This window comes from Arthrobacter woluwensis, from assembly GCF_900105345.1.
Classification (GTDB): domain Bacteria; phylum Actinomycetota; class Actinomycetes; order Actinomycetales; family Micrococcaceae; genus Arthrobacter_E; species Arthrobacter_E woluwensis.
This window is the reverse complement of record NZ_FNSN01000003.1, coordinates 39,951-57,676: the sequence shown is the minus strand read 5'-3', so window position 1 is coordinate 57,676 and position 17,726 is coordinate 39,951. Positions and strand designations below refer to the sequence as shown.

The 17,726-nt window shown below is 67.2% G+C and carries 16 protein-coding genes; 13 read left to right on the top strand and 3 right to left on the bottom strand.

Annotation, left to right across the window (positions count from 1 at the left end; all coding sequences use genetic code 11):
* Positions 1 to 14: 14 nt before the first annotated feature.
* On the bottom strand, positions 15 to 1,316 hold the full coding sequence (locus BLV63_RS00950; RefSeq protein ID WP_066216992.1) for an MFS transporter: 1,302 nt from the start codon (positions 1,314 to 1,316) through the stop codon (positions 15 to 17).
* A gap of 490 nt (positions 1,317 to 1,806) precedes the next feature.
* On the opposite strand from BLV63_RS00950, the gene BLV63_RS00945 reads away from it, so the two are divergent.
* The 7 genes from BLV63_RS00945 to BLV63_RS00915 all read left to right on the top strand — a co-directional run bounded on the left by BLV63_RS00945 (position 1,807) and on the right by BLV63_RS00915 (position 8,617).
* The gene (locus BLV63_RS00945; RefSeq protein ID WP_243874700.1) at positions 1,807 to 3,012 is read left to right on the top strand and encodes a branched-chain amino acid ABC transporter substrate-binding protein; all 1,206 of its coding nucleotides are present in this window, start codon (positions 1,807 to 1,809) and stop codon (positions 3,010 to 3,012) included.
* An 81-nt stretch (positions 3,013 to 3,093) separates the two neighbouring features.
* Complete coding sequence (locus BLV63_RS00940; protein WP_066216998.1) at positions 3,094 to 4,125, top strand: branched-chain amino acid ABC transporter permease; 1,032 nt, start codon at positions 3,094 to 3,096, stop codon at positions 4,123 to 4,125.
* The gene (locus BLV63_RS00935; RefSeq protein WP_082724304.1) at positions 4,122 to 5,318 is read left to right on the top strand and encodes a branched-chain amino acid ABC transporter permease; all 1,197 of its coding nucleotides are present in this window, start codon (positions 4,122 to 4,124) and stop codon (positions 5,316 to 5,318) included. Before BLV63_RS00940 ends, BLV63_RS00935 begins: the two co-directional genes overlap by 4 nt.
* Positions 5,311 to 6,198 carry an ABC transporter ATP-binding protein gene (locus tag BLV63_RS00930; protein ID WP_066217001.1) on the top strand — a complete coding sequence of 296 codons (888 nt, stop codon included), beginning with the start codon at positions 5,311 to 5,313 and terminating at the stop codon, positions 6,196 to 6,198. The genes BLV63_RS00935 and BLV63_RS00930 overlap by 8 nt, the downstream gene beginning before the upstream one ends.
* Entirely contained in the window at positions 6,185 to 6,898 is a 714-nt protein-coding gene (locus BLV63_RS00925) for an ABC transporter ATP-binding protein (RefSeq protein WP_066217004.1), read from the top strand. Before BLV63_RS00930 ends, BLV63_RS00925 begins: the two co-directional genes overlap by 14 nt.
* Positions 6,899 to 7,417: 519 nt before the next feature.
* Positions 7,418 to 7,909, top strand: a complete 492-nt coding sequence (locus BLV63_RS00920; RefSeq protein ID WP_169795537.1) for a MauE/DoxX family redox-associated membrane protein — start codon at positions 7,418 to 7,420, stop codon at positions 7,907 to 7,909.
* A 21-nt stretch (positions 7,910 to 7,930) separates the two neighbouring features.
* A complete protein-coding gene (locus BLV63_RS00915) occupies positions 7,931 to 8,617 on the top strand; it encodes a hypothetical protein (RefSeq protein WP_066217009.1) in 687 nt (228 codons plus the stop codon).
* A gap of 963 nt (positions 8,618 to 9,580) precedes the next feature.
* Here the strand turns inward: BLV63_RS00915 and BLV63_RS00910 are convergent.
* Positions 9,581 to 10,021 carry an SRPBCC family protein gene (locus BLV63_RS00910; RefSeq protein ID WP_066217011.1) on the bottom strand — a complete coding sequence of 147 codons (441 nt, stop codon included), beginning with the start codon at positions 10,019 to 10,021 and terminating at the stop codon, positions 9,581 to 9,583.
* Positions 10,022 to 10,256: 235 nt separating this feature from the next.
* On the opposite strand from BLV63_RS00910, the gene BLV63_RS00905 reads away from it, so the two are divergent.
* Complete coding sequence (locus BLV63_RS00905) at positions 10,257 to 11,042, top strand: IclR family transcriptional regulator (RefSeq protein ID WP_066217013.1); 786 nt, start codon at positions 10,257 to 10,259, stop codon at positions 11,040 to 11,042.
* A gap of 13 nt (positions 11,043 to 11,055) precedes the next feature.
* On the opposite strand, the gene BLV63_RS00900 is transcribed toward BLV63_RS00905, so the two are convergent.
* Positions 11,056 to 12,114 carry a LacI family DNA-binding transcriptional regulator gene (locus tag BLV63_RS00900; RefSeq protein WP_254780418.1) on the bottom strand — a complete coding sequence of 353 codons (1,059 nt, stop codon included), beginning with the start codon at positions 12,112 to 12,114 and terminating at the stop codon, positions 11,056 to 11,058.
* 154 nt (positions 12,115 to 12,268) lie between these two features.
* On the opposite strand from BLV63_RS00900, the gene uriH reads away from it, so the two are divergent.
* From uriH to BLV63_RS00875, 5 genes are all read left to right on the top strand, one after another.
* Positions 12,269 to 13,255 (top strand): uridine-preferring nucleoside hydrolase UriH, encoded by a 987-nt coding sequence (gene uriH / locus BLV63_RS00895; protein WP_066217015.1) that lies wholly within the window; start codon positions 12,269 to 12,271, stop codon positions 13,253 to 13,255.
* Entirely contained in the window at positions 13,252 to 14,673 is a 1,422-nt protein-coding gene (gene uriT, locus BLV63_RS00890; protein WP_066217016.1) for a uridine transporter UriT, read from the top strand. The genes uriH and uriT overlap by 4 nt, the downstream gene beginning before the upstream one ends.
* Complete coding sequence (locus BLV63_RS00885) at positions 14,670 to 15,608, top strand: ribokinase (RefSeq protein WP_066217019.1); 939 nt, start codon at positions 14,670 to 14,672, stop codon at positions 15,606 to 15,608. Before uriT ends, BLV63_RS00885 begins: the two co-directional genes overlap by 4 nt.
* Before the next feature lie 127 nt (positions 15,609 to 15,735).
* Entirely contained in the window at positions 15,736 to 16,515 is a 780-nt protein-coding gene (locus BLV63_RS00880) for an SHOCT domain-containing protein (RefSeq protein WP_139244606.1), read from the top strand.
* 40 nt (positions 16,516 to 16,555) lie between these two features.
* The gene (locus tag BLV63_RS00875) at positions 16,556 to 17,512 is read left to right on the top strand and encodes a nucleoside hydrolase (protein WP_066217025.1); all 957 of its coding nucleotides are present in this window, start codon (positions 16,556 to 16,558) and stop codon (positions 17,510 to 17,512) included.
* Positions 17,513 to 17,726 lie beyond the last annotated feature (214 nt).

The following is a 17,726-nucleotide window of genomic DNA, read 5'->3' as shown; positions in this document are numbered from 1 at the left end:
GGTGAAGGATCTGCTCAGGCCGCCGTTCGCGAGAAATCTTCGTGGCGGGCACCGCGCAGGGGTGAGAAGGCGACGATCAGCGCGGCGATCAGGAACACCAGCGCCGCCAGACCGAGACTGACCTGGTACCCGAGCCACGTCGCGAGTCCTCCTGCGGCCAGGGCGCCGAAGAAGAAGACGACGCGGTTGGTGGTGCGGATGGTCGCGTTCATCCGGCCCTGAACCTCGTCGGGTGCGGCCGCCTGACGGTACGAGATGTCGTTGGCGTCCTCGATTCCCATGGACAGGCCGTACAGGAATTGAGCGGCTGCGGTGAGGGCGATGGGCCCGGAAGGATCGCCGGACGGTCCCAACGGAACGAGCGCCAGGACTGCCCAGGGGACGACGACGAGAGAGCGGCCCAGAAGGATGGCCCGGCCCGCGCCGATCCGTGCGCCGATCGAAGGGGCGAGCACTGCTCCGAGGAAGCCGCCGACGCCACCGAACGCCAGGGCGACACCCAGCGCCCATGCGGGCAGAGCGAGGTCGCGCAGCACGAACACGGCGAAGACCGTGGCGACGATGCTGTTCCCGAGGAACCACGTGTGCACCGAGAGCGCGAGCGGTCGCAGGGTCCTGTGGCCGTAGGTGAAGCGCAGGCCTTCTGCGATGTCGTGACCGATGTGCCTGCCTTGCGGGCGTGGCGGAGGGGCGGCCTCGGTGACCTTGATCTGCGCCTGCAGCACGGCGGAGACCGCGTGCATCACCGACTCGAAGGCGAAGAGGACCGGGGCCCCGAGGAGAGTGAACAGTGCTCCGCCGAGGGCCGGCCCGGCAGTGCCCGCCACGGTCTCGCTCTGCCCGAGGCGTGCGTTTGCCGACACCAGCAAGGACCGAGGGACCAGATGCGGCAGAAGCGGCTGCTCCGCGGAATGGGCGAACAGGGTCAGGACACCCAGTGCGAGGACCACGGCCGCGAGGGTCCAGAAGCTGAGTGCGTCGCAGAGAAGCAGAACGGGAACGGCAGCAAGGACCACCGCCCGGCCGACGCTGGTCAGGATCAAGGTCCGCTGACGATTCCAGCGATCCATCAGAGCGCCGATGATCAAGCCGAGGAAGAGATACGGGACGACGCTGAGGGCGCTCAGGATTCCGATCTGGAACGGCGTGGCGGCGATGACCGTGACGATCAGGACCTGGAAGGCGACTCCTGCGATCGAGCTGCCGACGGCGCGGAGGGTCGTTGCGCTCCAGAAGAGCCGGAACGCCCGGATACTGAATGCCCCCGGCGGACGACCGGCCTGGGCAGGGCCGGTACGGCGGCCGTCGTCGTTCATGCAGTCAGCTTACAAAGCGCTGTTCCGGAGAACTCGACGGGTTGCGGGCGCCGGACCACTGTCGAGGGAACCCCGCCATACACCAGGCGGCGTAACCGACTCTTTACACGAAAGTGATCTCCCCGAATCCAAGCGCCGTTCCGCGAGCCCTACGCTCACTTCAGCGGGTGCGGCACACCACGAAAGGGGGTGCCGCGCTTCATCGTTCTCCTTCCGTCGCGTGGCGGACCGGAGCCCCGATGGTCAGGCTCGACGGCGGCCGCGAACCTCCTGGACGGGGCGCTCTGGCGTCCCTGGCTGAGGCCCCACGGGGTTTTGGCTGGTGGGGCGACGTATTCGTTATCAAACCCTGACGCCAAAGTGTGGCCTATGTCACATTCCTGGGAGTACTCTCTTGGAAGTGCTCGCGGCAACACCGCCGCGGGTGCATGGATCAGACCCTGATTTGGCGCGGAGGCCACTTATGTACAGGAAGAAAGCCCTCTCAGTCATGGCTACGGCGGTGGCACTCGGCATGGTGATGTCCGGCTGCGCCAACCAGAGCGGCTCGGGCTCCACGGCCACCTCAGGTGGCGATGGAAGCAAGGTGAACATCCCCGCGATCTCGAAGGTGGATGTCCCCGCCGCCGCGGTGCTCCCGGCCGGCGATGGCAAGGGCAAGTGCCCTGCCACCACCACGATCGCCTACGCCGGTGCGGAAACCGGCCCCAACGCCCAGCTGGGCATCAACATCTTCAACGGCATCCAGCTGGCCGTGAACCAGCACAACGCCGCCAACCCCGACTGCCAGGTCAAGTTCAAGAAGTTCGACACGGAAGGCGACCCGAACAAGGCCACCGGCCCGGTGACGCAGATCGTGTCGGAGTCGGACATCATCGGCGTCGTCGGTCTCCCGTTCTCCGGCGAGTCCAAGGCCACCGGCAACATCTTCGAGCAGAAGGGCCTGGTGCACATCACCCCGTCCGCCACCAACCCGAACCTCACCAAGAACGGCTGGACCACGTTCTTCCGCGCTCTGGGCAATGACGCCGTCCAGGGCCCGGCCGCGGCGAAGTTCCTCACGGACAAGCTGATGGCCAAGAAGGTCTACGTCGTCCAGGACGACTCCGATTACGGCATCGGCCTGGGCACCCAGACCTCGCAGGCCCTCGGGTCCGCGATGGTCGGCTCCGACAAGGTCGTCACCGGTCAGAAGGACTTCTCCGCGGTGATCTCCAAGATCATGAACTCGAAGGCTGACACGGTCTACTACGCCGGCTACTACGCGGAGGCCGCGCCCTTCGACCAGCAGCTGGTGGCCAAGGGCTTCACCGGATCCTTCGTGGGTCCGGACGGCGTGAAGGATGACCAGTTCATCAAGCAGGCCGGCGACGCGTCGTCGAACTCCTTCTTCACCTGCCCCTGCATCCCCGGCGAGCTGATCCCGACGTTCGAGTCCGAGTACAAGAAGCTGGCCAACGCCGAACCGGGCACCTACTCCATTGAAGGCTACGACGCCGCCACCGTGCTGCTGTCGGGCATCGATCACGGCAAGCAGACCCGTGCGGATCTCCTCGCCTGGGTCAAGGCCTACGACGCCGACGGTCTGTCCAAGCACTACAAGTGGGACGGCACCGGCGAGCTGGCGACTCCTGACGTCTACGGCTACAAGGTCGAAAACGGCAAGATCGCTCCGATCGGCGTGATCGGCAAGTAAGGTCGGCAGTTTCAAAAGAATGCTGGGGGTATGTGCCATCTGTACCCCCAGCATTTCTCTTGATCACCTCAGGAAGCTCCCATGATCAGTGAAGCAATCCCCAGCCTCATCCACGCCGTGCCACTCGCAGTGCCCACGGACGACACCTGGATCACTTTCGACGTCGACTCCCTGGCCCAGAACTTCTGGAGCTCCACGTTCGACGGCCTGACCTTCGGCGCCATCTACGCTCTGGTGGCCCTCGGGTACACCCTCGTGTACGGCGTCCTCAACCTCATCAACTTCGCCCATTCCGAAGTCTTCATCGTCGGCTGCTACGGGGTGTTCTTCACCCTCAGCGCCCTGAACTTCGGTCCGTCCGCACCCCATCTGCCGTTCTGGGCGATCGTGGGCAATCTGCTGTTGGCCCTTGTGGTGGCGATCATCGCTTCCGCTCTGACCGCCGTCGTCGTGGAGCGTGTGGCCTACAAGCCGCTGCGTCAGCGCAAAGCCCCGCGGCTGGCGTTCCTCATCACCGCCATCGGCGTCTCCTTCGCCATCCAGTACCTCATCTACTGGTGGCGCGGCCCCAGCCCGGAAGCGGCGCTGACCATGTTCCGTCCGACCCCGATCTTCGAGGTGTTCGGCACCATCATCGACTCCCAGCAACTGGTGATCATCATCGCCGCGGTGATCCTGATGATCGCCACGGACCAGTTCATCCGGAAGTCCAAAACCGGCCGCGGCATCCGTGCCGTGGCGCAGGACCCGGACACGGCGACCCTCATGGGCGTCAACAAGGAGAAGATCATCCTCACCACCTTCGCGATCGGCGGTGTCCTGGCCGGTGCGGCCGCCTTGTTCTACGTCATGAAGATCCCGTCCGGCGTGCAGTACAACGGCGGATTCATCCTCGGCGTCAAGGCCTTCGCCGCGGCGGTCCTGGGCGGCATCGGCAATGTGCGCGGCGCCCTCCTGGGCGGTCTGCTGATCGGTCTGATCGGCAACTACGGACAGGTGCTGCTGGGGAGTTCCCAGTGGACCGACGTCGTGGCGTTCGTGGTCCTGGTCCTGGTATTGGTCGTGCGTCCCGAGGGCATCCTGGGAAGCTCGCTTGGAAAGAGTAAGGCATGAGCACCACAGACGGTCCCACTCTCATCCCCGACTCCGCCGCCGAGCAGGCGATGGCCGACCGCGAAGCCAAGGGCCGCCGTCGTCAAGGCTGGTTCCCCGGCCTCGGCGACAAATGGAACGCCCTCCCGCGCCACGTCCAGTGGCTCTGGCTCATGGTGGTCGTGGTCATCGCGTACCTGCTGCCCATCCTGAACCCTCCGCTCATCACCACGGAGCCCGGCAACAACTGGCAGATCGCACTGGCGCAGATGGCGGTCTACGCGCTCGTCGCCGTGGGCCTGAACGTGGTGGTCGGTTACGCGGGCCTCCTGGACCTCGGCTACGTGGCGTTCTTCGCCGTGGGTTCCTACACGGCGGCCATGTTCACCAGTCCGGACTCGCCGTACCTGCACATCCCCTACCTGTGGACCCTGCCGCTCGCGATGGCGATCACGATGTTCTTCGGGGTGATGCTGGGTGTGCCCACCCTGCGTCTCCGCGGTGACTATCTGGCGATCGTCACGCTCGGCTTCGGTGAGATCGTCCGCATCCTGGCCACCATCATCCCGGCCATGAAAGGCCAGGTGGGTTTCCAGAACGTGGGTCACCCTCCGGGGACGGATGCCGACGGACAGCCGATCTTCCTGAACTCGAACGGCACCCCCTGGTACTGGCTCACGCTGACGATCATCATCATCGTGCTGCTCCTGGCCGGAAACCTCGAGCGCAGCCGGGTGGGCCGCGCCTGGATCGCCATCCGCGAGGATGAGGACGCCGCGGAGATCATGGGCGTCCCCACCTTCAAGTACAAGGTGTGGGCGTTCGCCATCGGCGCGTCCGTGGGCGGTCTCTCCGGTGCGCTCTTCGCCGGTCAGGTGGGCTTCGTGAACAACCAGAAGTTCGACATCGCCACCTCCATCCTGTTCCTGGCCGCCGTGGTGCTGGGCGGCACGGGCAACAAGGTCGGAGCCATCCTGGGCGGCGCCCTGGTGGCGTACATCCCGCTGCGGTTCACCGCGATCGCGGAGTTCAAGTACCTGATCTTCGGTGTGGCACTCGTGCTCATCATGATCTTCCGTTCGGGCGGCCTCCTCCCGGCCCGCCAGCGTCTGCTGGCGTACGGGCGGCTGGCGTACAACAAGCTGAAGGAGCCGCAGACGGGCCGACGCGCCCAGGTGGTCACCGACGGCGGGAAGGCGGGCGGCCATGAATGACTCGGTCGAACCGGAAATCGACGTCGAAGCGCTCAAGGAGCAGGGCGTGGACCTCAAGGTGGCCGAACGGGTCGCGCCGGAGCGGGACATCACGGTCAACGTCGGAGAACCGCTGGTCCGGGTGAAGAACCTGACCATGAAGTTCGGCGGTCTCACGGCCCTGGACGACGTCACCTTCGACATCAACCGGGGTGAGATCCTCGGCCTGATCGGTCCCAACGGGGCCGGGAAGACCACCTGTTTCAACGCGATGACGGGCGTGTACAAGCCGACGTCGGGCACGGTCACGCTGGAAGGCAAGCCTCTCAACGGCCTGGCCCAGCACAAGATCACCCGGCGGGGCCTGGCCCGCACGTTCCAGAACATCCGCCTCTTCGGCGAGATGACCGCCCTGGAGAACGTGGTGGTGGGGCTCGACGCCCGTCATAAGACGAGCGTCGGCGGTGCGCTGCTCCGGCTCCCCACGCACGTCCGGGAGGAGAAGTCCGCCATCGAACGCGGCATGGCCCTCCTGGAGTTCGTGGGCATCGCCGATCACGCCCAGTATCTGTCCCGGCACCTGCCGTACGGGTACCAGCGCAGGCTCGAGATCGCCCGCGCGCTGGCGACGGACCCCAAGGTCCTGTGCCTGGATGAGCCGGCCGCCGGGTTCAACCCGGCGGAGAAGGAAGAGCTCATGGCGCTCATCCGGACCATCCGGGATGACGGCTACACGGTCCTGCTCATCGAGCACGACATGCGGCTGGTCATGGGCGTGACGGACCGCATCGTGGTGCTGGAGTTCGGCAAGAAGATCGCTGACGCCGTGCCCAAGGAGATCCGCGAGGACCCGAAAGTCATTTCCGCCTATCTCGGGGAGCCTGAAGATGAGCTTGCTTGAGCTGAAGAACGTGTCCGTCCACTACGGGCGCATCCAGGCCATTCACAACATGTCGTTCACCGTGGAGGAGGGGGAGATCGTCTCCCTCATCGGCGCCAACGGGGCCGGGAAGACCACCACCATGAGGACCGTGTCCGGCCTGCTGAACCCGTCCTCCGGGAGCATCACCTTCATGGGTCAGGACATCACGTCCATGAAGGCCCACCTCCGCGTGGTCAAGGGCATCTCCCAGGCGCCGGAAGGCCGCGGGATCTTCCCGGGGATGACGGTCATGGAGAACCTGGGCATGGGGTCGTACGGCCGGAAGGACAGCTCGGGGATCGCCAAGGACCTGGAGCGGGTTTTCGACCTGTTCCCGCGGCTCAAGGAGCGGTCCAAGCAGTTCGGCGGCACCATGAGCGGTGGCGAGCAGCAGATGCTCGCCATCGGGCGGGCGCTGATGTCCAACCCGAAGCTGCTCCTCCTGGATGAGCCGTCCATGGGCCTCGCTCCGCATTTCATCCGGCAGATCTTCAAGATCGTCACGGAGATCAACGAGCAGGGCACCACGGTGCTGCTGGTGGAGCAGAACGCCAATCAGGCCCTGGCCCGCTCGCACCGTGCGTTCGTCCTGGAGACCGGGACCATCACGCACGAGGGGACCGGAAAGGAACTCCTGGCCAACCCGGCGATCAAGGAGGCGTATCTCGGCGTCGCCTGAGGTGTTCCTGCGCGGAGGCCCCCGGAACCGCAATGGTTCCGGGGGCCTCCGCGTTTCAGGGGCGACGACGGCGATCCGGAGTGCGAGCAGCCGTCATCAGCGCTGCTCCAGGATCCTCTTGAGACGGGCGAGGTCCTTCATCGCACTGAAACTGATCGGCGCTGACCGCCCTATAAACCTTTTCGAGAGCCTGAAAAGGGCCAAAGGATAGACCCGCGTGCGCGTGAACGATCGCCGGGCCGATGAAGCGTAGCGACCAGGCCAGCGGCCTTCCCCCATTGGTCCGAGGCCGAGTGAGGTCCGATAGATGAGTGTGCTGGTAGAGCGGACGAGTGCGATAGGTCCTCATTGAGGCCATGCTGACTAGACTCTTCACTTCGGTGAGAATTTTTTTGTTTACTGGTTATCATATTTAGTAATATCCGATAGACTCGCTTCTTGACGTACTTCTAGGGTCGGGAACCGCGCGCCTGCCCTGGAACTGCACTCTTACCGCGTCTGCCGAGCAAGGGGTTGTCAGTGTTCTTGGATGAGCTGCTTACAGTATGCAGATTCCTAGTTGGAGGTTTCTTCGTCTGGAGCGGCAGTTCCAAGTTCGGTAACCCCGCCATGTTCTGGTCCCAAATCATGGGGTACCAGATCACGGGCGCCGGAGTGTCGAGAGTTCTAGCTGCTGTGATACCGCCGTTGGAGTTCATGTGCGGGCTGTTCTTTGCCTCGGGGATGCTGCCGCTCGTCCCAGGGATCATCCTCCTCATTCTTCTGGGAGTCTTCTGCATCGCCATCACGGTCTCGCTCGTTCGTAAGGCCGACAACGATTGCGGGTGCGGACCGAAGAGTTCAAAGGTCAGCCCTCTTCATCTTGTTCGAAATGCGCTCCTTGCGGCTTTGGTGGTAGCTGGCTTGTTCTCACCACCGCTCCACTACGTTGGCGACTACGTGGTCGCCAGCTGCGGAGCACTCATCATCATTGGTGCTTCCATCTACCGGTGGAGGATGCTCAACCGGTAGGAATTCGTCAGAGGAAATGATATGACCACAAATCGTCGCTCGATCCTGAAGGGAATCCTTTCCGGAGCCGCTTCCATCGGATTCGGTGCCGGGGTACTCGGTGCCGCACAGCCAGCCCAAGCGGCCACCCCGAACAACCTTCGCTGGGACCTCCAGCAATTCGCCAATACCCGCGAAGCCACCGCCTCAGAGCTCACGACCATGAGCAAAGTCGCACGCGTCGAAGCGCTGAAGGCCGGCTATCCGCACGCCGAAGTCCGCAGTGCCGAATCTCGAGCCACCATGTCCCTCAGCCCCCGCGGCAACGCCGTCGGCAAATGCGCTCTCATCCTGGACGACACCTCGGTATTCCTCGTGACCAAGGAGTTCGGCCACGGAAAATTCGACCGGGTTGCCGTCCAAACTCTGTGGACTGACGGGGCAACCGTCATGAAGACGATCCGACCCGATGCTCACGCCCAGCTCCTCACCGCCAGCGGGGGCAAGACGATCACCGACGTCTCTACCGCGGCATATGATGCCTGCTGCGACTCATCCGGTCAGGCCCTAGGAACGTGCTGCGACTACGACATTCAAGGCCTTTGGGAATGCTGCGGACCATGCATCTGGGCGATCCCGACCTGGCCAACCTTCATCGCGTGCGTAGGTCTCTGGTGCAACTACTGCAGCATGTCCCACTGCAAGCAGTGGTACCACTCAACCTGCTGATCGTCGCCATTCGCGAGTGTCGCGGGTGGGATTCAAGCTAGGTGAGTCCCACCTTCGGCAGATTTCGCACCCTGCGCGGGGGACTTTCGTCGGCGCAAGATGTTCGTAAGGGTGCTCGAAGCCGCGGGCATCCTCTGGAACTCTTGGAAATAGGCGCCTCTCTGCCCATGCTGCCGTGTCTTTCCGCAGCCTAGGCAATTTCCAGGTGGTGCAATGAGAGCAGAGTTCACCGGTGGAGCTCAGCTGCATCCGTCCTGGAAATCCATGGCGTCTGAGCGAAAGTCCTTTCGAGGACGTGCCGATAGCCCTTGCAGTGTCGGTGTGTCCTCATTTCGCGAGTTCTATGCGAGTGAGCGCACTGCCGACGCCTTGGTATCAGCCGCTAAGCCTGACCCAGGTTGAAGTGATTGCCGGTTTCGAGTCGTAGGCTCTGTCCAGAGCGGCGAGAACCGTTGTGGTCGTGGCATTCCAGGCAAGGGGTGCTCTACTTTTTTGTGCTCAAAACGATATTCCGGTATCCGAAGTATCCGAGCAGGATGGCACCGGCCAGTGCGATGGCTCCTGTTGCGTACGACCACCATCCGGCGGCGCCGACCAGGAAAGTCACACCCAGGACGCATACGGCCACGCACCCGAGGACCATTGCGACTCCTTATGCGCGGCTTGATGAGGTTGGATCCATTGCGCGATCGTCATTCATGTTCCGAGCCTAACCAGCACACAATCCCGACTTGCACCTTGGACGGGATCTCCGCGTTGGTCTGTGTTTCACCAGGCAAGTGGTCTGTGTTTCACCAGGTAAGTGGGGCGCAGAAGCCAGCGTCCCAGCGGTTTGACGTGCGGCTTCGGTTGAGGGGCACCTCATTCGGTCTTTGAAGCTCGTCTGGGTGCTCAGACGGGTGAGGGCTGGGTCATTATGCTGTGCGACGACGCTGATTCGCTGACAACGGCGCCCTGCCGTCGTCAGCGCTGCTCCAGGATCCTCTTGAGATGGGTGAGGTCCTTCGTCGTCGCGGCCTTCATCGCGAGGCTCTTGAATGGGGTCATGAGCGCGCCGAACCCGGACGGAGTGCCCGTGTTCTGCAGGGTCATCACGGTCGCGTCACCCTCGGCGGACCAGGTGTAGGCGGTGCGCATCGGGAACGGGCCGTCGGAGGTCCGCATGACCAGCCGTCGTCCGGGGTCGTACTCGGTGATCTCGTAGGTGTAGCTGAGCCGCCGGCCCAGGAAGTGCGCCACGAAGTCCATCTGAGCGCCGACGGCGAGCGGCGTCTCCGGGGTGTGGAGCGTGACGGCCTTGATGTTCGCATACCACTCCGGCGCGTTCAGCGGGTCGGCGGCGTACTCGGCGACGACGGCGACGGGCCGGCTGATCAGGGTCCTGACGGTGATGTCGACGTTCATGGGTCCTTACGGGTCGTGGGCGTCCTGAGGGCGCCACCTCGCCACACTATGGCCGTCGGACGCCTGGCGGTCAAGGGTGCGCTCCCGGAGAACCCGGCCCGCGGCTGCTCCCTGCCGCCGGCCCGCGTCACATCCGACCCGGCCGCGCGCCGTCGCGCATCGCCTGTCACAATGGTGTGAGCCTTCGCCCCCTCTTTCACCTCCGGGGTGGCGGCCACGCAGAAAGGACTGCCCCGTGGGTGCACCCAAACCCAAAGTCCCCGCGGCGGACAACACGCTGCGCATCCTCAGGCTCCTCAGCTCGCGGCGCGGGCCGCAGCCGGCCAGTGCGATCGCCACGGCCCTCGAACTGCCCCGCTCCACCGTCTACCAGCTGCTCGCGGTGCTGGAAGACCACGGCCTCGTCATGCATCTCAAAGAGGAGAAACGGTACGGCCTGGGGCTGGGCGCCTTCGAACTCAGCAGCGCCTACAGTCGTCAGGAACCGATCTCGCGCCTGGGCCGCCCTTTGCTCGCCGGCCTCGTCGACGCCTTGGGAGAGAGCGCCCACCTCGCCGTCCTGCACGGGCGAGACGTCCTCTACATCGTGGAGGAGCGTGCCAAGGGGCGCCCGTCCCTGGTGACCGACGTCGGCGTCCGCCTGCCGTCCCACCTCACCGCCAGCGGGCGCGCGATCCTCGCGGCCCTGCCGAAACCGCAGGTCAGAGCCCTGTACCCGAACGCGGCCGCCTTCGTCTCCCGGCACGAGACCACGAGCCCGATCTCCGGCTATTCGGCCCTGTCCCGCCACCTCGACGACGTGCGCACGCGCGGCTTCGCCACCGAACACGGGGAGGTGACGCCGGGCTTCGGGTCCGTCGCGGCCGCCGTGACGGACCACCTCGGCTGGCCGACGGCGGCCATCGCCGTGACGTTCATCGAGGACCGGGTGCCGGCGGAGGAGTGGCCCGCGCTCGCGGCCCGCATCCAGAAGGTCGCGAACGAGCTGACCACGCGCCTCTACGGCCGCGCGAAAACCTGACGGGCGAGACGCCTCAGTCCGTGGCGCCTTGAACCGCGGCCGTCGAAGCCCGTGCCACCAGCCGGCTCGGCACCTCGACGTGCTCCGTCACCGGTGACCCGCCCTCGATCAGCGCCCGCAGCGTCCTGCCGGCTGCGGAGCCGAGCTCGCCGGACGGCAGGCTGACGCTCGTCAGGGGCGGACTCGTGTGGCGCGAGTACGGCAGATCATCGAAGCCCGCGACGGCGAGCCGCCCCGGCACCGCGACGCCGGCCTCGGCGGCTGCCCCCAGGACTCCGTAGGCGTGCGTGTCCGTGCAGCCGACCACGGCGGTCACTCCGGCGGCATCCCACCCGGGCCACGCCTCCGTGAAGGTCTCCGCGGCGGCGTCGATGTCGGTCAGGGAGGCGGCGCCGTCGAGCACCTCGATCCCGAGCTCCGCGGCGGTGTCCCGGAACGCGTCGCGGCGCACGCGGAAGGTCGCGGCGTCGATGGTGCTGTCGAGATAGCCCACCCGGCGATGCCCCTGGTCGGCCAGGTGCAAGGCCAGTTGCGCGGCGCCGTCGGCCACGTCGAGGTTGACGCTCGGCAGGCCGCCCTGAAGCCCGGGGGCGTCCAGCAGCACGGCGCGCGTGCCCGACGGCAGCGCCGCGACCAGCTCGGCGTTCGGCGCGTCGATGAGGAACCCGGCCGGGCGGAGGGACAGGAGTTTACGGATGCTGGCGGCGTCGATCTGGCGCCTCGGCCCGCCGACCGAGAGCAGCAGCTCATAGCGGTCGCCGAGCGCCGCGCGGGCCTCCGAGATGAGTTCGGCGTAGAACGGGTTCGCGATGTCCGTCGCCACGAGGACCACCACGGGGCTGAATCCTTTGGAGAGAGTGCTGCCCGCGGTGTCCACCACGTAGCCGAGGCGTTCGACGGCGGCCTGCACCTTCTCGCGATTGGCGGCGGAGATGCGGCCCTGGGCCTTGCCACTGACCACGAGCGACACCGTCGCCGTGGAGACCCCGGCTTCGCGGGCGACCATGGCGGCCGTGACCCGGCCGGCGCCCGCGCGGGGGCCGGGGAGGGGGTTCGCGGCGTCGTCGTCCATGCGGTCCATCTTAGGCGAGGCCGCGCCGTCCGGGCCGCGCGGGATCAAGCGTTTGACGTTAAGCGTTTGACGCCGCTCCGTGAACGGTGTCACACTCCTTGGTGTACCCTCGCCGCCACCCCTGGCGGCCCGCCCCCGACGACGTGGAGCAACCATGCCTCTTGTCACCGCAGACAACAGCCCCCGCAAGATCATCCTGGACTGCGACCCCGGCCACGACGACGCCGTCGCCATGCTCCTGGCGCACGGCAATCCGGACATCGACCTCCTGGCGGTGACCACCGTGGTGGGCAACCAGACCCTGGAGAAGGTCACCCGCAACGCCCTGTCCGTCGCGACGATCGCCGGCATCACGGGCGTCCCCTTCGCCGCCGGCTGCGCCCGCCCGCTGGTCCGCACCATCGAGACCGCGCCGGACATCCACGGGGAGAGCGGCCTCGACGGCCCGGCTCTGCCGGAACCCGCCTTCGGCCTGGATGAGCGGCACGCGGTGGACCTCATCATCGACACGATCATGGCCCACGAGCCCGGCACTGTGACCCTGGTGCCGACGGCCGGTCTGACCAACATCGCCCTGGCGGCCCGCAAGGAGCCCCGCATCGTGGAGCGCGTCCGCGAGGTCGTCCTCATGGGCGGCGGCTACCACGTGGGCAACTGGAGCGCCGTGGCCGAGTTCAACATCAAGATCGACCCCGAGGCCGCTCACATCGTCTTCAACGAGTCCTGGCCCGTCGTCATGGTCGGCCTCGACCTGACCCACCAGGCCCTGGCCACCCCGGACGTCGTCGAGCGCATCGCCGCGATCGGCACCAAGCCCGCGCAGTTCGTCGTCGAGCTCATGGACTTCTTCGCCGCCACCTACAAGGACGCGCAGGGCTTCGACTTCCCGCCGGTCCACGACCCGTGCGCCGTCGCCTACGTCATCGACCCGACCGTCATGACGACGCAGCGCGTCCCCGTGGACATCGAACTCAACGGCACGCTGACCCTCGGCATGACCGTCGCCGACTTCCGCGCCCCCGCGCCGGAGGACTGCACCACGTCCGTGGCCGTGGACCTGGACCGCGAGAAGTTCTGGAACCTCGTCATCGACGCCATCCAGGCGATCGGTGAGCCCGAGCAGGCAGGAGCCGCGGCATGAGCACCACCACCGCCACCAAGTCCGGGCCCGGCGTCGGCGTCCTGACCGCCGCGCTGCTGACCGCCTGCATCGCCTTCCAGCTCAACGCCTCCATGCTCAGCCCCGCGCTGGTCTCCATGGAACACGAGCTGCACACGGACCAGGCCACGATCGGCCTCAGCCAGACCTGGTTCTTCACCGCCGCGGCGCTGTTCTCCCTGTTCCTGCCGCGTCTCAGCGACATCGTGGGCCGCAAACGCGTCCTCGTGGGCATGATGGCGCTCATGGCGATCGGCTCGGTCATCGCCGCCGTCGCCCCGGACGTCAGCTGGGTCTTCGTGGGCCGCATCATCCAGGGCGTCTCCGGCCCCACGGTGCCGCTCTGCCTGCTCATGCTGCGCTCCGCCGTCGACGACCCGCGCCGCTACGGCTCCCTCATGGGTCTCATCACGGCGGTCAACGGCGGCGTGGCCGGCGTCGACTCCTTCGTGGGCGGCTTCTTCACCGAGCACTACGGCTTCCGCAGCCTCTTCTGGATCATGACCGCGCTGGCCGTCGTGGCCGCCGTGCTCGTCCTCGTCCTGGCCCCCGAGTCCAAGCCCCAGGAGGGCACCCGGATGGACTGGGCCGGCGTGTTCTTCATCGTCGTGGCGGTCGGCGCCGTGCTGACGGCGCTCAACAGCGCCGCGGGCCTGGTCTCCGCGTTCGACGCCGGCACCCTCACCTTCTCGATCGTCCTCGCCCTGGTGGGCGTGGCCGCGTTCATCGGCTTCTGGACGGTGGAGAAGCGCACCGCCCAGCCGATGGTGGAGATCGCCCACCTGCGCCAGCGCTCCATGTGGGCCCTGCTCCTCACCACCACCCTGACCATGACCGGCATCTTCGCCGTCATCAACGGCATCGTCCCGGCGTTCGTGCAGGCCGCGTCCCCGGGCTTCTCCGTCGGCCCGACCGAGATGTCCCTCATGATCCTCACCCCGTACGCCCTGCTCGGCTGGCTGGTCGGACCCTTCAGCGGCCGCCTCGCCCCGGTGATCGGCTACCGCCGCACACTGCACCTGGGCATGGGCGGCAGCCTCGTGGCCCTGGCCGTCATCGCGTTCTTCGGACTCGGCAGCCTGCCGGTCATGATCATCGCGACCGCGCTGCTCGGCATCGCCTACGCTGGCACCGTGAACATCATGCTCAACGGGCTCGGAGTCGTGCTCTCGCCGCAGAGCAACCCCGGCTTCCTGCCCGGCATGAACGCCGGCGCCTTCAACCTCGGCGCCGGTCTGAGCTTCCTGGTCCTGCCCGCCGTGCTTCAGGCGACGCAGTCCCTGGCCGACCCGAAGCTGTCCTACCTCACGGTGGTGCTCACGGGCCTGGTCATCACGGTGGCCGCGTTCGCCGTCTCCTTCCTCATCCCCCGTCCCGCAGAAGCAGAGGTGCAGCAGTGAGTCATGTGGTCGTGGTCGGGTCCCTCAACGCGGACCTGACCCTGTACGCCGAGCGGATGCCGCTGCCGGGGGAGACCGTGCTCGGCACGGACTTCGTCATCCAGCCGGGTGGCAAGAGCGCCAATCAGGCCGTCGCCGCGGCGCGCCTCGGGGCCGATGTCCGGCTCATCGGGGCCGTGGGCGATGATGCCAACGGTGCCATGCTCCTCGACTCCGCCCGGAACTCCGGCGTGGACGTCTCGGCGGTGCGCCGGATCGACGGCGTGCCGACCGGCGTCGCGGGGATCACCGTGGACGCACAGGGTGAGAACAGCATCGTGATCGTGGCCGGCGCCAACGGAGAGCTCTCCCCGCAGGACGTCGAACAGGCCTCCTCGGTGTTCGACGGCGCCGCGGCCGTCTGCCTGTGCCTCGAGGTCTCGCAGGAGACCGTCCTCGCTGCGGCCCGGGCGGGCCGCGCGGCCGGCGCCTCGGTCATCCTGAACCTGTCCCCGTTCGCCCCGATCCCCGCGGACCTCGTGGCGGCCACGGACATCTTGCTCGTCAACGCCCATGAGGCCGGTCAGCTCCTGGGCCGTGAGGCTCCCGCGGCCGAGGGGGAGGACTGGGCCGCCGTGGCCGCGGCCTTCGCCGAGGCCGGGTTCCGCCGGGTCCTGGTGACGCTGGGCGCGCAGGGCGTCGTGGTGCTGGACGGCGCGGGTTCCGGGGACGACGCCGCGATCGAGCGGATCGCCGCCACGCGCATCGAGCCGGTGGACACCACCGGTTCGGGCGACGCGTTCACCGGAGGACTCGCCGCGCGGCTAGCGGCCGGTGACTCCCTCATGGAGGCGGCCCGTTACGCCTCGGTCGCCGCGGCTCACGCCGCCACCGGCCGTGGCGCCCAGGCCTCCTACGGCACGGACGCCGACGTCGTCGCGCTCCGGGACCGCTGAGTTCGCTGCGCGCGCCGTGAGTCCGCTACATCGAGTAGCGAACTCACGGCGTGGAGAGCGAACTCAGCCGGGGGTGCGGGCGGTGCCTGGCCGGTCCCGGCTCGCTTCCGCCGACTAGGCTGGTGGCATGGCCGCACCTCAGAGTCTCTTTCCCGGACCCGTGGACCGACGCGCCGTCCTGAGGATCGCCGCCACCGCGCACGACGCAGCCGTTCTGCCGGAGGGCCCTGAACGCATCGTCCCGCCCATGATGAGCGTGTGGCGTCGTCTCCTCCTGGGGGTCGTCCTGCTGGCCGGCAGCGTGCTCGCCGTCTGGGTGATCACCGTCGGCGCCTGGGACGACGAGGGATTCTTCCCCTGGTACTGGAACGTCCTGTGGCTGTTCTTCCCCTGGATCTTCCTGGTTCAAGCCTGGCTGCCATACCTCGCAGGATGGAAACGGTACGCCGAGTCGCGCCGTTTCATCGACCACTACGCGGCCTTCCGGCAGGAATCCGTGCGGGTGCCGGGCACCGTCACCGGGACACTCGTCCGGACCGCCGAAAGCAACGACGCCGTCTCCGCCCTGGTGGTGAAGGTCCACTACGAATGGCCGCCCGGCAAGCCCTCCGACGTCGTGGTGGCGTCCCGGGCACCCGGCATCCGGCGCTCCGAGGCCCCGGAGAACGGCGACCCGGCCTTCATCTGGATCGAGCGCGACGCCGGCCGCGCGAGTTCGGGGGCATCGGCCTCCTCGGCCAAGGCCCGCATGCTGGTGCAGCTCTCCCGGGCGGCGCGGACGGAACGCCGGCCGGCGTCGACGACGGTGGGGCTGGCCGAGGAACTCGAAGCGCTCGCCGTGCTGCACCGCAACGGTGAGCTGAGCAGTGAGGAATTCACCGCCGCCAAGGCCCGTCTGCTCGGCTGACCCTCTCATCCCCACCCACTGTGAACCGTGGAAGGACCCCATGGACACGATCCCCGTCTACCTCGACTGCGACACCGGCATCGACGACGCCCTTGCGATCGCGCATCTGCTCGCCTCGCCGCGGGCGGAGCTGCTGGGTGTCGGGACGGTGAGCGGCAACAGCGACGCCGCGCAGTGCGCCCGGAACACGCTGGATCTGCTCGCGCTGGCGGGCCGTCCGGACATCCCGGTCGCCGTCGGCTGCCACGATTTCCAGACGGTCGCTTACGGCGGGGGATCGCCGCACGTGCACGGTGACAACGGCCTGGGCGGGGTCGAGCTGCCGCGTGCGGACCGTGAGCCGGAGGCGGAATCCGCGGCGGAGATGCTGATCCGGCTGGCGCGGGAGCAGGAGGGGAAGCTGCACGTCATCGCCGTCGCGCCCCTGACGAATCTCGCGGAGGCGCTCTGCCGGGAGCCGCGCCTGCCGGAGCTGGTGGCGCACGTGACCATCATGGGCGGTGCGGCGCTGGCCCCCGGGAACATCACCGCGGCGGCCGAGGCGAACATCTTCCACGACCCCGAAGCCGCCGCGGAAGTCCTCGCGGCGCCGTGGCCCGTGACGCTGGTGCCGCTCGACGTGACGATGACCGAGGTCATGGAGGAGGGCCACCGGCGCCGGCTGCTCGACTCCGGCAAGGCCGTCCCCGAAACCCTTGCCCGCATGCTCGAGCACTACTTCGAGTTCTACCGCGGGATCTTCGGACGTCCGTCGTCCGCCATGCACGACCCCCTCGCCGCAGCCATCGCCCTGGGCGAGGTGGCGGTGACGCTCGGGCCGGTGGTGCGGGTCGCCGTCGAGACCGGGCAGGGCCCCGCACGCGGTGCCACCGTCTGTGACCTGCGCGGACGCTACCGCGGCGACGGCGATCAGGACGGTGCCACGTGCCGCGTGGTGCTCGAGGCCGAGCCGGGCTTCCCGGACGCTCTGGTCGACGGGATCCTGCGGGCGTTCTGACGTCCCGCTTTTCCCCGGTTGAACAGTCAGTCCCCGGCGCTGCGGCGCCGGGGACTGACTGTTTAAGGGGGGATCGCCGCCCGGAGGCACCATGTCCGGAATCCCGGACAAGACCCCTGGAAAGCCTCTCGTGACAGGGCGCGGAGTGCGGTGTCATTGAAGGGAAGCACAGCACCGCACCCGGAACGGCAACGACGCCCCCGGCGAGGTGCCC